Below are 16934 nucleotides of genomic sequence, written 5' to 3'. Positions count from 1 at the left end.
AGCGGGAGCCGAGCAATGATTCAGCCACGGCCCCGGGTGGTGATGGTCGGTTCCGTGCCGATGTCCGCTCTGGTGACCACCGTCCCCGAGCCGCGCGCGGTTATCGTCGCCATCCACGGCGGGGCGACCACGTCGGCGTACTTCGACTGTCCCGGCCGGGCAGACCTGTCGCTGCTGCGGACCGCGGCCGCGCAGGGCTTCACCGCTATCGCCCTGGACCGTCCCGGCTACGGCGCCTCGGCGCTGTACCAGGACACCATGGCCGAGCCGGCCGCCCGGGTGGCGCTCGCCTCCGGTGCGGTGGACAAGATCCTGGCCGAGGGTGCGCGCGGGGCGGGTGTCTTCGTCTTCGCGCATTCACTGGGATGTGAACTGGCACTGCGGATGACGGTCGCCGATGCCGGCGTACACGGGGTCGAACTCGCCGGGACGGGTCTGCATTACCGTCCCGAAGCCAAGGAGATCCTGAGCCAGGCGACGTTGACCCGCCGACCGGTGGGGCTACGGGAACTGTTGTGGGAACCCGCCGAACTGTATCCGGGCGAGGTGCTGACCGGCGCGCTGTCCGTGCCGGGCGTCGCCTACGAGGGCCCGGTGACCGCCAACTGGTCGCGCCGGGACTTTCCGGAGTTGGCCGCCGCGGTGCGGGTGCCCGTCCAGTACAGCGCGGCCGACCACGAACGCGTCTGGGACACCTCGGCATCGGCGCTGACCGAAATCGCCGGCCTGTTCGGTGCTGCGCCGCGGGTGGCGATCAACGAGATGCCGGACAGTGGACACAATCTCAGCGTCGGACTGTCGGCGCAGACCTACCACCTTCGGGTGTTGTCATTTGTCGAAGAATGTATCGCCGCCGGTGCCGGTGGCGTGAGAGAAGCGGAGGCTGGTTGATGCGCGTTGGATTCATCGGACTGGGCAGTCAGGGTGGGCCGATGGCCCGCCGCATCGTCGAAGGCGGCTTCGAGCTCACGCTGTGGGCCCGTCGCGCCGCATCGCTGGAGCCCTACGCGGACACTGCGGCGAAAACGGCAGGCACCCCCGCCGAACTGGGCGCCGCAAGCGATCTGGTGTGCCTGTGCGTCGTCGGCGACGACGATGTTCGCGAGGTGATCTCCGGCGAGAACGGTGTGCTGGCCGGGCTGGCGCCCGGCGGCATCATCGCCATCCACAGCACCGTGCACCCCGACACCTGCTCAGAGATCGCGGAATTGGCCGCCGCCAAGGGCGTCTCGGTGATCGACGCCCCGGTCAGCGGTGGGGGCCCCGCCGTCGAGGCGGGCACTCTGCTGGTGATGATCGGCGGCGAGGAAGCCGATGCGGAGAAGGCGCGTCCGGTGTTCGCCACCTACGCCGATCCCATCGTGCATCTGGGCCCGCTGGGCAGCGGGCAGGTCGCCAAGATCCTGAACAATCTGTTGTTCACCGCCAACCTCGGCGCAGCGATGAGCGCGCTGGCGCTCGGTGAGTCCCTGGGGGTGCCGCGAGAACGCCTGTGCGAGGTGGTCACCCGCGGGTCGGCCACCAGCAAGGCGCTGAGCAGCATCGCCGCCTTCGGCGGCAGCCTGGACAATCTCGCCCCGATCGCCGGTGCGCTGCTGCAGAAGGATTGCCGGCACGCCGCGACGCTCGCGGGCAAGGCATCGGCCCCCGAGGGTGCGGTGTTCGACGCCGCCGACGCCGCGCTGCAGCTCATGGAACACCCGCGCTGATGGGCGCGTGCGTGCGCGTCGGATTCATCGGCGCGGGCCGGATGGGCTCCCCGATGGTCCGCCGGCTCGCCGAAGCGGGCCACGAGGTGCGCGCGCTCGGTCGCACCGAGGACAAACGCCGGGCCATCGCCGAACTCGGCGCCACCCCGGTCGCCGATATCGCCGCCGTCATCGAGCGCGCTGAGGCGGTGGTGATCTGCCTGTTCACCGACGAGCAGGTACGCGCGGTCGCCGACCCCGCGCTGCTGGCGGCGGTGCCGGCCGGTGCCGTGTTGATCGTGCACACCACCGGCAGCCCCCGCACCGTCGAGCACCTGCGGGACCTGGCACCGCACATCGACGTCGTCGATGCCCCGGTCAGCGGCGGCCCGCACGATATCGCCGCCGGTCAGGTCACCCTGTTCGTCGGCGGAACCGATGATGCGGTGCAGCGGGCGCAGCCGGTGCTGGCCGCCTACGGCAGCCCGGTTCTGCACGTCGGCGCGCTCGGTACGGGCCAGAAGGTCAAGCTGATCAACAACACCCTGTTCGCCGCTCAGATCGGTCTGCTGGCCGAAGCGGCCCAGCTGGCGGGCCACCTCGGGGTGGACGAAACCGCACTGCTGGCCGCGCTGCCGCACGGCAGCGGTGCCAGCCGGGCGCTGGACAATGTGGCGCGTGCCGGCTCGACCGCCGCCTTCGTCTCCGCCGTCGGCGAATTCATCGGCAAGGACGTCGCGGTGATCAGGCAGACGGTCGCCGAACTCGGCACCGATCTGGGCGCGCTGAACGCCGTCGTCGACGCAGGACTGGGGCGTTGAGTTCGCCCGAAATTGACTGTTTCACAAACTTCCCGACAAGACTACTGTTAGCGTTACAGTTTCACAGCCTTCCGTAACGCTTCGGGTGACAGCGCCACCCTGGAGGAGGACCTCAGAATGACCACCGCGGAACTCGTGTTCGACCCGTTCTCTGACGAGTACTTCAACAACCCCTTCGAGATCTATCGGCGGATGCGCACCGAAGCGCCGCTCTACTACTGTCCCGACCGGGATTTCTATGCCCTGACCCGGCACGAGGACGTCGCCGCCGCGCTCAAGGACCATGAGGCGTTCTCCTCATCGCGTGGTTGCGATCTGGCGATGGTGCAGGCCGACGAACCGCCGCAGAAATCGATCATCTTCATGGACCCGCCCGACCACCGGCACATGCGGTCCCTGCTCAACAAAGCTTTCACGCCGCGGGCCGTGCAGGCCCAGAAGGACACCATCGTCGAGCAGATCGACCACTACCTGAGTCTGATCACCTCCGACGATTTCGACATCGTGCAGGACTTCTCCGGGCCGTTCCCGGTCGAGGTGATCACCCGGATGGCCGGTGTCGAACCGGACTACCGCCAGATGGTGCGCCATTGGATCGACACCAGCCTGTCGCGCGAGCCCGGTCAGATCGGCACCTCCGAGGCCGGCATGCAGGCCAACATGGACACCGCGATCTACTACTACTCACTGGTCCAGAAGCGCCGGGAGAACCCGACCGACGACATGATCAGCCGGCTCATCGCCGCCGAGATCCCGCGCGAGGACGGCCGACTCGACAAGCTCGACGACATCGAGATCACCGGTTTCGCGACCCTGCTCGGCGGGGCCGGTGCGGAGACGGTCACCAAACTGATCGGCACCGCGATGGTGCTGTTCGCGCGTAACCCCGAGCAGTGGCAGAAGCTGCTGGACAACCGGGATCTGGTGCCCGCGGCGGTGGAGGAACTGCTGCGCTTCGAGGGCCCCGTGCAGTACAACGTGCGCTACACGCTCAAGGAGGCACACGTGCCCAGCGGTGTGATCCCGGCAGGCAAGGCGGTCTTCCTGCTCAGCGCCGCGGCCAACCGCGACACCGACGCATTCACCGATGCCGACAAGTTCGACATCGAACGTGACCGCACCGAGGCGCAGAACCTGGGACTCGGCTACGGCATCCACAGCTGCCTGGGCGCTGCGCTGGCGCGGATGGAGAGCGTCATCGCCCTGGAGAAGCTGCTCGACTTCATGCCTCGCTACGAGGTGAAATGGGAAGGGCTGCAGCGGGTTCACATGCAAAACGTGGCCGGGTACTCGCACGTGCCGGTGCGGCGGCTGCAATGAGCAGAATAGAAGTTGATTTCGGACTGTGCGAGAGCAACGGCGTCTGCATGGGCATCATCCCGGAGGTGTTCGACCTCGACGATGACGACTACCTGCACGTGCTCACCGAGGAAGTCACCCCCGACAACGAGGCGCAGGTACGCGAATCCGTGCGCCAGTGCCCTCGGCAGGCGATCGCCATCGTAGAGTAGCCGGATGCGGTTCCTGTTCGTACACGGCGGTTTTCATGCTGCGTGGTGCTGGGACCGCACCGTCGCGGCGTTGGGCCAACTGGGCCACGAAGGCGTAGCGATCGACCTGCCGGGACATGGCGTCCTGGTGGATCAGGAATCGACCCTGGCCAACCGCCGCGACGCGATCCTGGCGGAACTACGGCCCGGCGACGTCCTGGTGGGCCATTCCGGCGGCGGGTTCGACATCACCCTCGCCGCGGATGCCGCGCCTGATCTGGTGCGCCACATGGTCTATCTGGCAGCCGCGCTGCCCCGAGAGGGCCGTACCTACCCGGAGGCGATGGCGATGCGCGATGACGACCAGCCGCTGGGCGAGGACTTCGACGCCGATGTCGGAGAGATGTTGAGCTACCTCAGCTTCGACGAGGACGGCGCCATGACGTTTGCCGACTTCGACGGCGCGCGCAAGTACTTCTACCACGACTGCGATGAACAGACCGCGCGCTGGGCGTTCAACCGGCTCGGCCCGGAGCGCTTCGGCGACACCACGGTGACGCCGGTGTCGGTCCCACAGTTCTGGGCGGCCGACCTGCCGCGCAGTTTCATTGTCTGCGAACAGGATCGGTCGATGCCGCGCTGGCTCGCCGATACCGTCGCCCGCCGCCTCGGCGTGCAGCAGCTGGCGATCGACAGTTCGCACTCACCGTTTCTGAGCCGCCCCTGCGAGCTCGCCGAACTGCTGGTGCACGCGACCACCACCAAGCCGGTCGGCCCGCTCGTCCCGCACTGACTCCCCCTTCCTGCGCGAGCAGACGCAAAAGGTCGTGAAACTGCCTCATTTCGCGACCTTTTGTGACTGCTCAGCCAGCCAGGTCGGCCCGCTCGAACATCGTCCACATCCGCGCGACCAGATCCAGCGGGTGCCGACGCACATCGTCGACCACCAGCGGCACGGAAGTCCATCCGACTTCCTGCAGCGACGCAACTTTCATACGGTCGTGTTTCAGCGCTTCGGGCGTGGCATGCCATTCCATGCTTTCGTACTCAGCCACCACCCCGAAATCGGGCCACGCAAAGTCCACCCGCCACAGTCTGCCGCGGCAGTCGACGATCTCGAACTGCAATTCCGGCAGCGGTAATCCCCCGTCGATGAAGACCAAGCGGGCTTCGCTCTCCATCGGTGATTCCGCGCGGGCATCGGCGTGTACCAACAAGTTCCGCACCTTGACGATGCCCCGTCTTCCTTTCTGCTCTGCCACGGCCGACTCCAGTTCGGCCGGCGTGCAAAACCCGCTCCGCAGCGCAGCATCGAGTACGGCAAGAGCACGTGACCGTCGCACGGTACGGGCCAGCTCAACCGCGGTCCAGGCTGGCGCGGTGGCAAGACGGTCGTCAACGACTCGAAGCGGCGCACCCAACCGTTGGTGCACCATCACGTCCGCAGTCGGTCGGATCCGGACGCCTGGGTCGAGGATGTGTAGCAGGCCGTCCTGGTCAATGTCGAATCCGTAGAGCGCGGCGGCGGTATTCATACACGCGACCGTGCGCTCGCCGGTTCGCAGATCCATCGCCGCCAACCGGGTGGAGTGATCGGGTGCCGCGGCTGCATAGATGCCGTGTTGCACTCGAATAAGCTCGCCGTTGCGGATCAGCGTCCGCAACTGGCCACGAGAGATCAGCGTGAGCAGTTGTTGACTGCTTGCGACTCCACTATCCGAGAAGGCGTCCCGCCACGACATACCGTGGATGGTTGCTCAGAATGCACCCGCTGCACAGCGCCGGACCGTCAAGCCTGGGGATAACTTCATGAGCAGACGCAAATGGCCCCAAAAGTGTCAACTTTTAAGGCCATTTGTGTCTGCTCGCGCGGAAAATCAGAAGCCGGAGATGATCACTCCGTTGCACTCGGCCGCGGCCTGGCGCAGTTTCGCCGCCTCCTGGTAGGCGTCGGAGTAGTACCACTCCTTGGCCGCCTCGACCGATTCGAACTCCAGCAGCACGGTCTGGGTGCCGTGCCACTCCCCCTCCAGCGACTCGACCGCGGGGCTGAAGGCGAGCACCTTCGCGGTGCTCATCGTCTGACTGGCGAGCTTGCCGTACTCGGCCATCCCCGCCGGGTCCTTGATGTCCTCGGTGATGATCACATAACCCTTGGCCACAGTGTGGAATCTCCTTGTCGGTGAAGCGGATTGAAATTCAGATCTCGTGAATCGCGTTCTCGGGACAACACTGGATGGCCTCCTGCACGGCGGCCTCGTGTTCGGCCGGAACCTCACCGGGAGCAGCCACCGCCCATCCGTCATCGGACAGGTCGAACACCTCGGGGCACAGCGTCAGGCACATCCCGTGGCCGGCGCATCGGTCCTCATCGACGCCGACCTTCATTTGACGTCGAACTCCAGGTGCAGATGGGTCAGACCGCGCAGGATGAACGTCGGGATGTAGTTGTAGTCGCGATTGCCCGCCGGACCGTGCTTCTCCTCGGAGATGCGGATGTCGGTGGTGCGGTCGAGCAGCCGCTCCAGGCCCACCCGGGTCTCGGCGCGGGCCAGCGGTGCACCCGGGCAGCTGTGGATGCCGCGACCGAAGGCCAGGTGCTGGCGGGCATTCTTGCGCGCCGGGTCGAACTCGTCGGGATCCTCGAAGCGGCGCGGATCGCGATTGGCCCCGGCGTTGACCACCATGACGGTGGTGCCCGAGGGAAGTTCCTTCTCCCCCACGGTGACCGGGGTGCGCGACAGCCGGAAGTCACCCTTGACCGGGCTTTCGTGGCGCAGCGCTTCCTCGATGAAGTTGGATATCAGACTGCGATCCTCGCGCACCTGCTTCTGGATGTCGGGACGGTCACCGAGCACCTTCAGTGCGGTGCCCAGCAGTCGGACCGTGGTCTCCTGGCCCGCGGAGAAGACGTTGGTGGCGACGCGGGCGACGTCGCCGGGGGTCGGCGTGCTGCCGTCGGGGAACAGCGCGGTGGCCATCCCGGTCATGATGTCCTCGCGCGGGTTGACCCGCCGATCCTCGATATAGGCCTCGAACTGCGCGTAGAGGAACTCCAGCGGGCTGTGTGACAGCGATTCACTGCTGGTGCTGCCCACGCCCCCACCGGAGTTCTGCGAGATGCCGTCGACGAAGGCGTTGCGGTCCTCGGGCGGAATGCCCAGCAGGTCGGCGATGACGAGCAGCGTGAACGGGCTGGCGAAGCCCTTGATGAACTCACCCTCACCGGGAGCCAGGAACTCGTCGAGCACCCCGTCGGCGAGCTGCCACATCGCGTCCTCGTTCTCCTTGAGGCGCTTCGGGGTGATCAGCCGCATCATCAGAGACCGATGGTTGGTGTGCACCGGTGGATCCAGCGTCGGCAGCTGATCGCTGAACGGCAGCTCGTCGCGGTGCTTTTCGATCAGCTCGGCGACGTCGTCGCGGCCCTCCAGCGGCACCGGAAAGCCGGGGAACGGACCGGTCACCGAGGTGCAGGACGAGAAGGTCTCCGCGTCGTTGTAGACCGATACCGCCTCTTCCCAACCGGTCACCATGGTCACGCCGTAGATGTCCTCGGGCTGGACCGGGCACTTGTCACGCAATGCGTTGAAGTACGGGTAGGGATCGGCGACCAGCCGCGGGTCCTTGAACCAGTCGATGCCGGCGGGATCGATCGCCATATGCGTTACTCCGTTCCTGGCAGGCAGTACCCGTCACCATGAGAATGTGGCTCTCATCTATGAGTATTACATTTCCATAGCGCCGCTTCGTCGTCAACGAGGGCAAACGCCTAATCGACCCGCTCAACCCATGGCGGGAGAGAACGAGATTCTCGAAATGTTGAGCGTTCGCTCAACACCTTGGCACCGGAGGCCTATCCTCCGCTGAGACGAAGGATTCGGCAAGGACGGGATCGCGAGATGACATCGGACGTCGAACTGCACGCCACGGCAGGCAGCGAGCCGAACCTGGCCCGTCCGTGGGCGCCGCACCGCCGCAAGGCCTATCTTGCGCTCACCGCCATCACCGGCATCGCATTCACCACCGCGGTGGTGGGCGTCGGCACCGGACTGCTGCCGCCCACCTTCACCGTCGACGTGATCGCCAACCTGGCGTTCGGCCTGCCGGTGATCGTGCTGCCGCTGGTGTATTTCTGGACCGGGCGCGGGGAGCAACGGTCGCGGCTGGAGCGGGCCTCCGAGCTGACGATGATCTACCTGCCCTACACGGCGGGCAGCCAACTCGGCTACGAGACCATCTTTCTCATCGGCCATCCGATGAACTGGTGGTCGCCGACCACCGACCCGGGCTGGAAATGGCTGTGGTGGCAGTACGGGCTCGCCGACACCCGGTACACGAGTGGCAACGCCTGGATCTTCGGCCTGGAACTCGTCGGCGTCATCACCGGCACCATGCTCTTCATCGTCTGGATCCGCCTGATGCGCACCGATCTTCCGGTCGAGTCGCGAATCAAGAGTCTGTGGCTGGCCTTCACCGGCTGCGCCATGCTGATCAGCAGCACCGGCGTGTACTTCCTGGCGGAGGTGCGGGCGGGATTCGGCGACATCGGCCAGGGCGCGTTCGGGCTCTGGTTCAAGTTCATCGCCGAGAACGTGCCCTTCATGATACTGCCGTTCTTCGCGCTCATCGCGATGCACCGCCAGATCGATTACCTGACACGGCGGGCCGGCCCGCGGCCGCTGTAGTCAGTGCCGACCGCGGCGCCACGCCGCACCGATCACGCAGGCTCCGACGGAGCCGGCGAACACGCCCAGGATGAGATGGCGCGCGCCGCCCGCTGCGCCGAATGCCCACAGTTGTAAGCCACCGGCAACCAGCGCCAGCACCCCGAAGGCCAGCCCCGCCACCCTCAACGCCATCCCACCAGTCTGCCAGCTCGCTTAGTTAGACACTGGTCAGCTGCGGCTCGACGCGGTACGGTGCGTCAATGCCCAAGAGTTCGCGCGGAGCGGAAGCTGACCGCGGTCAGCGCAGGGCGACGTTTCAACGGTCCAACTCGCGCGAGACCAAGCGCATGCTGGTCCAGGCCGCGATGGCGCTGTGGCGCACCAACGGCTACGCCGGCACCACGGTGGCTCAGATCTGCGCCGCCGCCGGAGTCTCGAAGGCGTTGTTCTACTTCTACTTCCCCCGCAAGGAGGATGTGCTCTTCGAGGTCGGCGTGATGTCCACCCGGTCCGCGCAACGCACCGTCGCCACCCTGCTCGACGGCGATTACGACGTGCAGGCGGTCATCGCGGCGGCGCTGACCGACCTGGAGCGCTCGATGGCGCGCAATCCCCGGGAACTGGTCATCGAGACCATCCTGGAGGGGTATCGCCACGAGCACCGGATCCTCGACACCGCCGAGGCCCCGGATCTGGACGGCGGCATGTTCACCGCGCTGTTCGACCGCGCGCTCGCCGACGGGAAGCTGCCCGAGGGCACCGATACCGGCCATCTGGCCTACCTGGCCATGATGCTGGTCAGTGAGGGCGCCCGGCATTGGGCCGCAGGCTCGTTCGGCGACCGTTCGTTCGCCGATGTCGTCGGCACCGATATCGCCACCCTGATCGCAGGCACCACCAGTCAAAGGAGACCGTGATGGCATGGGATTTCGAAACCGACCCGGAGTTCCAGGAACTCCTCGATTGGGCGGACCGCTTCGTCCGCGATGAGGTCGAACCGCTCGATCTCATCTGGCCACATCTGCAGTTCACCCCGCTCAACGACGCCCGCCGCGCGGTGGTGGACCCGCTCAAGGAGCAGGTTCGCCGGAAAGGGTTGTGGGCCACCCATCTCGGACCCGATCTCGGCGGTCAGGGCTACGGTCAGCTGAAACTGGCACTGCTCAACGAGATCCTCGGCCGCTCGCAATGGGCGCCGATCGTGTTCGGCTGCCAGGCCCCCGACACCGGTAACGCCGAGATCATCGCCCACTACGGCACTCCCGACCAGAAGGACCGCTACCTGCGGCCGCTACTGGAAGGCGAGGTGTTCTCCTGCTACTCGATGACCGAGCCGCAGGGCGGCGCCGATCCCACCCAGTTCAAGACCGCCGCGGTGCGCGACGGAGATGACTGGGTGATCAATGGCCACAAGTTCTTCTCGTCCAACGCCTCGACCGCGTCGTTCCTGATCGTGATGGTGGTGACGAACCCGGATGTCAGCCCCTACCAGGGTATGTCGATGTTCCTGGTGCCCACCGACACACCCGGTGTCACGATCGTGCGCAACTCGGGTCTGTACGGGGAGGCCGACGGCGAGGGTTCACACGCACTGATCCACTACGACAACGTCCGGGTACCGGATTCCGCGTTGCTCGGCGGGGAGGGCCAGGCGTTCGTCATCGCTCAGACCCGCCTCGGCGGCGGCCGCATCCACCACGCGATGCGCACCATCGGGCTGGCGCAGAAGGCGCTGGACATGATGTGCGAGCGGGTGCTGTCGCGGCACACCGCCGGCAGCCTGCTCGCCGACAAACAGGCTGTGCAGGGATACATCGCCGACTCCTACGCCCAGCTCAAACAGTTCCGGCTGATGGTGCTGTTCACCGCATGGGAGATCGACAAGTACAACGACTACAAGAAGGTCCGCAAGGACATTGCCGCGGTCAAGGTGGTCATGCCCACCGTGTTGCACGACATCGCCTGGCGGGCAATGCAGATACACGGCGCGCTCGGCGTCACCAACGAGATGCCGTTCCTCGGGATGGTTACCGGGGCCGCGGTGATGGGCCTGGCCGATGGTCCCACCGAGGTGCACAAGACCACCGTCGCCAAGCAGGTACTGCGCGACTACACCGGCACCGACGGGCTGTGGCCCACCGAATGGATACCCGGTAAACGGGACGCCGCGCGGGCCCGGTTTGCCGAACATCTGGAGGCCGAGGTGGGCAACCTGTGAACGCTGCGGCCATCGATGTTGCCCGCCTTGCCGATTGGATGGATGACGCCGGGCTGCCCGGCAAGGGAGCCCCACTGGACGCGCGCTTCCTGTCCGGCGGCACGCAGAACGTCATCTATGAGCTGACCCGCGGCGACGAGCGGTGCGTCATCCGGATGCCACCGCCCGGCGCGCCCGCGGACCGCGACAAGGGAATCCTGCGCGAGTGGCGCATCATCGAGGCACTCGACGGGACCGACGTGCCGCACACCAAGGCCGTCGGCGTCTGCGACGACCCGAGCGTGCTCGGCCGGCCGTTCTATCTGATGGGCTTCGTCGACGGCTGGTCCCCGATGGACCAGCACGCCCGCTGGCCCGAGCCGTTCGACAGCGATCTCAGCATCCGACCGGAACTGAGTTACCAACTGGCCGAGGGCATTGCGCTGCTGTCCAAGGTGGACTGGAAAGCCAAGGGGCTGCAGGACCTGGGCCGGCCCGACGGCTTCCACGAACGCCAGGTCGCCCGCTGGATCGGCTTCCTGGAACGCATCAAACAACGCGACCTGCCGGGGCTCGACGTCGCCACGGCGTGGCTGCAGGAGCGTAAGCCGCTCGACTTCATCCCCGGCCTGATGCACGGCGACTACCAGTTCGCCAACGTCATGTACCGCCACGGCGCACCCGCCCAGCTGGCCGCGATCGTCGACTGGGAAATGGGCACCGTCGGCGACCCGAAGCTCGACCTCGGCTGGATGGTGCAGAGTTGGCCGGCCGACGAGCACGACACCGCCGCGATGGGCTACGTCGACATGCGCGGCGCACCGACCCGCGATCAGGTGGTGGCACGCTACGCCGAGGTGTCCGGCCGTCAGGTCGACGACCTGGACTACTACCTGGTGCTGGCCAAGTGGAAGCTGGCCATCGTGCTGGAACAGGGTTTCCAGCGCGCAGGCGATGACGAGAAGCTGCTGGCCTTCGGTCCGGTCGTCACCGATCTGATGCGCTCGGCCGCCGAACTCGCCGAATCCAGCGACTACCGGTGAGGGCCGCGATCTGCCCGGCATATGGGCCGCCGGAGGTGGTGCGGGTCCAGGAGTCACCGTCCCCCGAGCTCACCGACGGTCAGGTGCGGGTGCAGGTCGCCTCGGCGGCGGTGAACTTCCCCGATGTGCTGCTGATCGCCGGCACGTATCAGGTCAAGGTGCCACCGCCGTTCGTACCGGGCAGCGAGTTCGCCGGTGTCATCACCGAAATCTCGGGCGATACCGGCAATTTCGCGGTCGGCGACCGGGTCACCGGAACCGGCATGGTCGGCGCCTTCGCCGAACAGGTCTGCCTCGGGACCGGTGGCGTGGCGCCGATCCCCGACGGTATCGACGACCACACCGCCGCGGCCTCCGGAGTGGCATTCCGCACCGCGTATCACGCACTGCGTTCGACGGCGCGGGTCACCGCCGGTGACGACATCGTGATTCTCGGGGCCGGTGGGGGTGTCGGGCTGGCCGCGGTGGCGCTGGGCACCGCGCTCGGCGCTCGCGTCATCGCGGTGGCGTCGTCCCCCGAGAAGCTGGCCGCGGCAGCACGTCACGGCGCCATCGGTGGAATCGACCATCGACGCGAGGAGCTGCGTCAGGCGCTGCGCGAATCCCTGCCCGGCGGCGCCGCAGCGGTGATCGATCCGGTCGGCGGTGAGCTTTCCGAGCCCGCCCTGCGCTGTCTGACACGCGGCGGACGTTTCGTCACCGTGGGCTTCGCATCGGGATCCATCCCCCGCATCCCCTTGAATCTGGTGCTGGTCAAGGGCATCCAGGTGCTGGGCTTCCAATTCCAGGACATCCCGGCCGATGAGTTCACCCGCAACGAGTCAGAATTACACCGGCTGCTGACCTCCGGTGCCGTGGCACCGCATATCGGCGCGACGTACGCGTTGGCGGATACCGCTTCCGCGCTGCGTCACGTGGCTGACGGACGAGCGATCGGAAAGGTGATCATCGACATCGGATGACGGTCCGGTCAGGACTGTTTGGGCGGGTAGAAGTACTCCCGCCAGGCGGTGATCTTCTCCTCTTTCACCTCATATGCGCCCATGACCGGCCAGCTCATCTGCTTGCCGTCGACGATCCAGTGATCCCGGCGCTCCATCAGGACGACGTCGCCGTCCACAGCGAGGTACAGGATCTCCAGGTCGACGCACTGTCCTCCGGCGAAGAAGACCTTCATCATGTCGTGGATCGCCGCGCGCCCGGACAGTGCCGGCCAGTCCGGGCCGATGTCGAAGGTGGCGTCGTCGGCGAAGTGACTGATGACCTCCTCGACGTCGTTGCGGGCCCATGCGGCGATCTCTGCGCGCACGATCTGTTCTGCGGTCACTGCGTCCCCCTCGTCCTGTGCTGACACCATCTTTACATTCTTAGCCAATAGCGTAAACCGGCCGATATCCTTGACCGCAGCTCGGCGCACCTGCTAAGCAGGTGCTCAGGAGAACCCAGCCCGTTCCGAATCCCGCACTCTCAGCCTCTTCCTGATGGAGCCCCGATGGCACAGCCGACCGCCGCCGCACCCGACCTGTATTACGACCCGTACAGCATCGAGCTGAACATGGACCCCTACGCGGTGTTCGCGCGGCTCAGGGAGGAGGCGCCGCTGTACTACAACGAACAACACGACTTCTATGCGTTGAGCCGCTACGACGATGTCAATGCCGCGGTCATCGATCACGAGACCTTCATCTCGGGGCGCGGCGCGGTGCTCGAGATCATCAAGTCCGGGATGGAGATCCCGCCCGGCACTTTGATTTTCGAGGACCCGCCGATCCACAACATCCACCGCAACCTGCTCTCCCGAATGTTCACCCCGCGCAAGGTTCTCGCGCTCGAACCGCAGATACGCGAGTTCACCGCGCGCTGTCTCGACCCGCTGATCGGTTCGGACCGCTTCGATTTCGTCAACGATCTCGGCGAGCAGATGCCGATGCGGGTGATCGGGATGCTGCTGGGCATCCCCGAGGACCGGCAACGGCAGATCACCGATCACGGCGAGGAGATCCTGCAGGGCGAGCGGGTCGAGGGGCTGGCCACCGGCGAGGTGTTCGCGGAATTCATCGACTGGCGCGCCGAGCATCCGTCCGACGACATCATGACGGACCTGCTGAACGCCGAGTTCGAGGACGAGACGGGCACCCGGCGCAAGCTGCGGCGTGACGAACTGCTGCTGTACCTGACCGTCATCGCCACCGCCGGCTCGGAAACCACCACGCGGCTGATCGGCTGGGCAGGCAAGACGCTGGCCGACCATCCGGATCAGCGCCGCGCCCTGGTGCAGGACCCCGCGCTGATCCCGCAGGCGATCGAGGAGATATTGCGCTGGGAGCCACCGGCACTGCAGATTGCCCGCTATGTCACCCGCGACGTCGAGTATTACGGGCAGACGGTGCCGCAGGGCTCGGCGATGCTCATGCTCGTCGGCGCCGCCAACCGCGACCACCGTCGCTTCGCACCCGACGGCGACGTTTTCGACATCTTCCGCGAGCCACGCTCACACATGACGTTCGGCGCGGGCACCCATTTCTGCATGGGAAATGCGCTGGCGAGGCTGGAAGGCCGGATTGCGTTGGAGGAGATCCTCAAACGCTTCCCGGAGTGGGAGGTCGACTGGCCGAACACCGTGCCGTCGGAGACCGCCGCGGTGCGCGGCTGGGCCGCCATGCCCACCTTGCTGCCCTGAGGACAGGGCAGCCATGCGCATCGGACTGATGGTCGGTTCGGACAAGGAACGCCCGCGAGCGGAACGACTGGCCGGGTTGGTGTCCGACGCGGTCGCAGCGGAGTCGGCCGGCTTCAGCTCGTTCTGGTTCCCGCAGGTGCCGGGGTATCTGGACGCACTGACCGCGGTGGCACTGGTCGGCGCCGCCACCCGCACCATGGAGATCGGCACCGCGGTCGTCCCGATCCAGACGCGGCATCCGGTCATCCTGGCCCAGCAGGCGCTGACCACACAGGTCGCCTGCGCGGGCCGGTTCGCGCTGGGCATCGGACCGTCCCACGACTGGATCATCAAGGGGCAGTTGGGCTTGTCCTATGACCGCCCGGTCGCCCTGCTACGCGATTACCTCGACGTATTGCTTGCCGGGTTCTCCGGATCCGGCACGGTGGACGTCGAGAACACCGCCTTCACCGTGCACAGTCCGGTGGACGTCACCGACCAGACCGTGCCGGTGCTGCTGGCTGCGCTCGGGCCCGCCATGTTGCGGATCGCGGGTGAACGGGCCGACGGCACGATTCTGTGGATGGCTGATGAACGGGCGATCGGCGAGCACGTTGCGCCCCGCATCAATGCGGCCGCCGAGGCTGCGGGCCGGGGCCGCCCCCGCGTGGTGGCCGGCATTCCGGTCACGCTGTGCGCGCCTGCGGATGTCGACGACGCCCGCGCCCACGCGAGCGAGGTACTGGGTCACGCTCACCTGTCACCGAACTATGTGCGGTTGCTGGAACACGGTGACGCCGAGGACGTCGGCGACACCATGGCAGCCGGTGACGAGACGGCGGTGCGCCAGAGTCTGCAGCGCTATCGCGACGCCGGCGTCACCGATCTGGCCGCCCGGGTGGTGCCGATCGGGGCGGACGCCGCGGCCCGCCGCGCGTCACGGGACCGCACGATCGAGTTTCTCGCAACGCTGTCCCTGTGAGGTGGCGAATTCAGCTGGCGGGCACCAGGTCTGCGGCCACCGACGGACAAGACATGACGCCGCACCGAAAGGCCTCGGTGCGACCGAACGGATCGGTGTCCCCGGCTGCGGCCAGTGCCTGCGCCTTGAAGGCACGCGCCGCCGCGCTCAGCTCGTGCTGGACCGAATCAACGGTGCGGTCCAGCTCTTCGGGCCAGCTGTCGCCCCAGAGGGTCACCTCGATGAGGCCCTGATCCAGGGCGCCGAGCACACCTTCGCGGACCCGCGCATCGCTGACGAACAGCCCGGCGGCCACCGCCACCGTCTGCGGGTGGGGCCGCTCCTCCCACAGCTGCATCGCCGTCTCCAGATCGCCGGTGTCCACACCGAGAATCTGCAGAGGACGGATGTCGTCGTCGCCGGTGATCAACACCGTGACATCCCAGCCGGCCATCACGCGGTCGACCAGCCAACCGCCGGCGTTACGCACGACTTCGGCGACGGTGGGTGCCACCACATCGAGTCGGTACCTCATAGCGAATTCCTCTCGGTGGCCGGCGCGAAGTCGCGGGCCAGCGACTCCGTGTATCCCTTGAACACTGCCGCCAGTGGGATTGATGGATCGAGTAGCCATGCGGTCTCCATTCCATTGACGAAGGCGAGAATCTCCACGGCCTTGGCGGCCGGGTCGAGGTCTGAGCGGTAACGGCCGCTGAGCTGGCCGCGCCGGATTCCGTCGGCGACGATCCCGACGGCGGCCTGCTGCCGGGCCACCAGCCGGTCGTGCAGCGGGGCGTCCGGCTGGATGTTCTCCACCAGCAGCACAGTGAAGGTTCCGACAAGTTCGGGAGCGCGATCGAAGCGCTCGGCGACTCTCCCGATGTTGGCGATCAGATCGCCACCCCGGTCGGCATGGGTGTCATCGTCGAAGTCCCGGGCGTCGAGCACCGCGTGCAGCAGTTGTTCCTTGGACTGGAAGTGGTGCAGCAGCCCAGCGGCGCTGACCCCGGCCTCTCGGGCGATCTGCGCCAGGGAGGTGTTGCGCCAGCCGTTTCGCGCCAGGAGATTCTCCGCAGCAGCGAGAATGCGCTGCTTACGGTCCTCTCCCTTGGCGAGGAGCGACTCGTAGGGCCGAGGCCCAGACGCCGCAGATATTGCTGACACCGCTCTCCCCATCACCGATGAACCAACCAACTGAACACACAGTAGGTTGGTTTGCGATCTGTGACAAGGGTCTCAGTTAACAAATTTTGCGGCAGCTGTCACGCAGCTGGTCAGCTCAACGGTTTGTGGAGTTTCAGTCGGAATCAGTGGCTGTTGCGAATTGGTGAGTGTGTCGGGGTGACTTGGCGGTTGGTGTCCTCGAGAATGGGGTGATGGCTAGGGGTTATCGCCCGGTGGATCG

General features: G+C 66.5%; 21 protein-coding genes. 13 read left to right on the top strand and 8 right to left on the bottom strand.

The window, feature by feature from the left end; genetic code table 11:
• Positions 1-15 precede the first annotated feature (15 nt).
• The 6 genes from ASE48_RS22680 (at position 16) to ASE48_RS22655 (ending at position 4792) form a co-directional block, all read left to right on the top strand.
• Positions 16-891: an alpha/beta hydrolase gene (locus ASE48_RS22680; protein WP_057169427.1), complete on the top strand. Its 876-nt coding sequence runs from the start codon at positions 16-18 to the stop codon at positions 889-891.
• On the top strand, positions 891-1709 hold the full coding sequence (locus tag ASE48_RS22675; RefSeq protein WP_057169426.1) for an NAD(P)-dependent oxidoreductase: 819 nt from the start codon (positions 891-893) through the stop codon (positions 1707-1709). Before ASE48_RS22680 ends, ASE48_RS22675 begins: the two co-directional genes overlap by 1 nt.
• Before the next feature lie 11 nt (positions 1710-1720).
• The gene (locus ASE48_RS22670; protein ID WP_057169978.1) at positions 1721-2509 is read left to right on the top strand and encodes an NAD(P)-dependent oxidoreductase; all 789 of its coding nucleotides are present in this window, start codon (positions 1721-1723) and stop codon (positions 2507-2509) included.
• A 117-nt stretch (positions 2510-2626) separates the two neighbouring features.
• Positions 2627-3829 carry a cytochrome P450 gene (locus ASE48_RS22665; protein ID WP_057169425.1) on the top strand — a complete coding sequence of 401 codons (1203 nt, stop codon included), beginning with the start codon at positions 2627-2629 and terminating at the stop codon, positions 3827-3829.
• The gene (locus ASE48_RS22660) at positions 3826-4020 is read left to right on the top strand and encodes a ferredoxin (RefSeq protein ID WP_057169424.1); all 195 of its coding nucleotides are present in this window, start codon (positions 3826-3828) and stop codon (positions 4018-4020) included. Before ASE48_RS22665 ends, ASE48_RS22660 begins: the two co-directional genes overlap by 4 nt.
• A gap of 4 nt (positions 4021-4024) precedes the next feature.
• Positions 4025-4792: an alpha/beta fold hydrolase gene (locus ASE48_RS22655; protein WP_057169423.1), complete on the top strand. Its 768-nt coding sequence runs from the start codon at positions 4025-4027 to the stop codon at positions 4790-4792.
• Between the two features lie 70 nt (positions 4793-4862).
• Here the strand turns inward: ASE48_RS22655 and ASE48_RS22650 are convergent, their stop codons facing one another.
• The 4 genes from ASE48_RS22650 to ASE48_RS22635 all read right to left on the bottom strand — a co-directional run bounded on the left by ASE48_RS22650 (position 4863) and on the right by ASE48_RS22635 (position 7661).
• A complete protein-coding gene (locus tag ASE48_RS22650) occupies positions 4863-5741 on the bottom strand; it encodes a type IV toxin-antitoxin system AbiEi family antitoxin domain-containing protein (protein ID WP_057169422.1) in 879 nt (292 codons plus the stop codon).
• A gap of 135 nt (positions 5742-5876) precedes the next feature.
• Entirely contained in the window at positions 5877-6161 is a 285-nt protein-coding gene (locus ASE48_RS22645; RefSeq protein ID WP_057169421.1) for a DUF1330 domain-containing protein, read from the bottom strand.
• A gap of 37 nt (positions 6162-6198) precedes the next feature.
• Complete coding sequence (locus ASE48_RS22640; RefSeq protein WP_057169420.1) at positions 6199-6387, bottom strand: ferredoxin; 189 nt, start codon at positions 6385-6387, stop codon at positions 6199-6201.
• Positions 6384-7661: a cytochrome P450 gene (locus ASE48_RS22635; RefSeq protein ID WP_057169419.1), complete on the bottom strand. Its 1278-nt coding sequence runs from the start codon at positions 7659-7661 to the stop codon at positions 6384-6386. Before ASE48_RS22635 ends, ASE48_RS22640 begins: the two co-directional genes overlap by 4 nt.
• 240 nt (positions 7662-7901) lie before the next feature.
• Between ASE48_RS22635 and ASE48_RS22630 the strand changes: the two genes are divergently transcribed.
• Positions 7902-8687 carry an emopamil-binding protein gene (locus ASE48_RS22630; protein WP_057169418.1) on the top strand — a complete coding sequence of 262 codons (786 nt, stop codon included), beginning with the start codon at positions 7902-7904 and terminating at the stop codon, positions 8685-8687.
• Here ASE48_RS22630 and ASE48_RS33190 read toward each other — a convergent pair whose 3' ends face one another.
• The gene (locus ASE48_RS33190; RefSeq protein ID WP_200962237.1) at positions 8688-8861 is read right to left on the bottom strand and encodes a hypothetical protein; all 174 of its coding nucleotides are present in this window, start codon (positions 8859-8861) and stop codon (positions 8688-8690) included.
• A gap of 68 nt (positions 8862-8929) precedes the next feature.
• On the opposite strand from ASE48_RS33190, the gene ASE48_RS22625 reads away from it, so the two are divergent.
• From ASE48_RS22625 to ASE48_RS22610, 4 genes are read left to right on the top strand one after another with little or no spacing between them, the layout of a single operon-like run.
• Positions 8930-9586, top strand: coding sequence for a TetR/AcrR family transcriptional regulator (locus tag ASE48_RS22625; protein WP_057169417.1), 657 nt, complete (start codon positions 8930-8932; stop codon positions 9584-9586).
• Entirely contained in the window at positions 9586-10887 is a 1302-nt protein-coding gene (locus ASE48_RS22620) for an acyl-CoA dehydrogenase family protein (RefSeq protein WP_057169416.1), read from the top strand. Before ASE48_RS22625 ends, ASE48_RS22620 begins: the two co-directional genes overlap by 1 nt.
• 38 nt (positions 10888-10925) lie before the next feature.
• Positions 10926-11909, top strand: a complete 984-nt coding sequence (locus ASE48_RS22615) for a phosphotransferase family protein (RefSeq protein WP_057169415.1) — start codon at positions 10926-10928, stop codon at positions 11907-11909.
• Positions 11906-12871: an NADPH:quinone oxidoreductase family protein gene (locus ASE48_RS22610; protein WP_057169414.1), complete on the top strand. Its 966-nt coding sequence runs from the start codon at positions 11906-11908 to the stop codon at positions 12869-12871. Before ASE48_RS22615 ends, ASE48_RS22610 begins: the two co-directional genes overlap by 4 nt.
• Positions 12872-12879: 8 nt before the next feature.
• On the opposite strand, the gene ASE48_RS22605 is transcribed toward ASE48_RS22610, so the two are convergent.
• On the bottom strand, positions 12880-13266 hold the full coding sequence (locus ASE48_RS22605) for a limonene-1,2-epoxide hydrolase family protein (protein WP_057169413.1): 387 nt from the start codon (positions 13264-13266) through the stop codon (positions 12880-12882).
• A 135-nt stretch (positions 13267-13401) separates the two neighbouring features.
• On the opposite strand from ASE48_RS22605, the gene ASE48_RS22600 reads away from it, so the two are divergent.
• Complete coding sequence (locus tag ASE48_RS22600; RefSeq protein ID WP_057169412.1) at positions 13402-14589, top strand: cytochrome P450; 1188 nt, start codon at positions 13402-13404, stop codon at positions 14587-14589.
• A 13-nt stretch (positions 14590-14602) separates the two neighbouring features.
• Positions 14603-15550: a TIGR03564 family F420-dependent LLM class oxidoreductase gene (locus ASE48_RS22595; RefSeq protein ID WP_057169411.1), complete on the top strand. Its 948-nt coding sequence runs from the start codon at positions 14603-14605 to the stop codon at positions 15548-15550.
• A 10-nt stretch (positions 15551-15560) separates the two neighbouring features.
• Here the strand turns inward: ASE48_RS22595 and ASE48_RS22590 are convergent, their stop codons facing one another.
• Positions 15561-16064, bottom strand: a complete 504-nt coding sequence (locus ASE48_RS22590; RefSeq protein WP_057169410.1) for a hypothetical protein — start codon at positions 16062-16064, stop codon at positions 15561-15563.
• Positions 16061-16684, bottom strand: coding sequence for a TetR/AcrR family transcriptional regulator (locus ASE48_RS22585; RefSeq protein WP_235571483.1), 624 nt, complete (start codon positions 16682-16684; stop codon positions 16061-16063). Before ASE48_RS22585 ends, ASE48_RS22590 begins: the two co-directional genes overlap by 4 nt.
• Between the last annotated feature and the right edge of the window lie 250 nt (positions 16685-16934).

The organism is Mycobacterium sp. Root265, from assembly GCF_001428895.1.
GTDB lineage: Bacteria > Actinomycetota > Actinomycetes > Mycobacteriales > Mycobacteriaceae > Mycobacterium.
This window is presented reverse-complemented; position numbering and strand designations above follow the sequence as displayed.

Coding starts and splice junctions, on each gene's coding strand:
- ASE48_RS22605 (WP_057169413.1), bottom strand. CDS start 13,266: ATGGTGTCAGCACAGGACGAGGGGGACGCAGTGACCGCAGAACAGATC.
- ASE48_RS22680 (WP_057169427.1), top strand. CDS start 16: ATGATTCAGCCACGGCCCCGGGTGGTGATGGTCGGTTCCGTGCCGATG.
- ASE48_RS22595 (WP_057169411.1), top strand. CDS start 14,603: ATGCGCATCGGACTGATGGTCGGTTCGGACAAGGAACGCCCGCGAGCG.
- ASE48_RS22655 (WP_057169423.1), top strand. CDS start 4,025: ATGCGGTTCCTGTTCGTACACGGCGGTTTTCATGCTGCGTGGTGCTGG.
- ASE48_RS33190 (WP_200962237.1), bottom strand. CDS start 8,861: ATGGCGTTGAGGGTGGCGGGGCTGGCCTTCGGGGTGCTGGCGCTGGTT.
- ASE48_RS22590 (WP_057169410.1), bottom strand. CDS start 16,064: ATGAGGTACCGACTCGATGTGGTGGCACCCACCGTCGCCGAAGTCGTG.
- ASE48_RS22640 (WP_057169420.1), bottom strand. CDS start 6,387: ATGAAGGTCGGCGTCGATGAGGACCGATGCGCCGGCCACGGGATGTGC.
- ASE48_RS22615 (WP_057169415.1), top strand. CDS start 10,926: ATGGATGACGCCGGGCTGCCCGGCAAGGGAGCCCCACTGGACGCGCGC.
- ASE48_RS22635 (WP_057169419.1), bottom strand. CDS start 7,661: ATGGCGATCGATCCCGCCGGCATCGACTGGTTCAAGGACCCGCGGCTG.
- ASE48_RS22600 (WP_057169412.1), top strand. CDS start 13,402: ATGGCACAGCCGACCGCCGCCGCACCCGACCTGTATTACGACCCGTAC.
- ASE48_RS22665 (WP_057169425.1), top strand. CDS start 2,627: ATGACCACCGCGGAACTCGTGTTCGACCCGTTCTCTGACGAGTACTTC.
- ASE48_RS22630 (WP_057169418.1), top strand. CDS start 7,902: ATGACATCGGACGTCGAACTGCACGCCACGGCAGGCAGCGAGCCGAAC.
- ASE48_RS22620 (WP_057169416.1), top strand. CDS start 9,586: ATGGCATGGGATTTCGAAACCGACCCGGAGTTCCAGGAACTCCTCGAT.
- ASE48_RS22675 (WP_057169426.1), top strand. CDS start 891: ATGCGCGTTGGATTCATCGGACTGGGCAGTCAGGGTGGGCCGATGGCC.
- ASE48_RS22650 (WP_057169422.1), bottom strand. CDS start 5,741: ATGTCGTGGCGGGACGCCTTCTCGGATAGTGGAGTCGCAAGCAGTCAA.
- ASE48_RS22660 (WP_057169424.1), top strand. CDS start 3,826: ATGAGCAGAATAGAAGTTGATTTCGGACTGTGCGAGAGCAACGGCGTC.
- ASE48_RS22625 (WP_057169417.1), top strand. CDS start 8,930: ATGCCCAAGAGTTCGCGCGGAGCGGAAGCTGACCGCGGTCAGCGCAGG.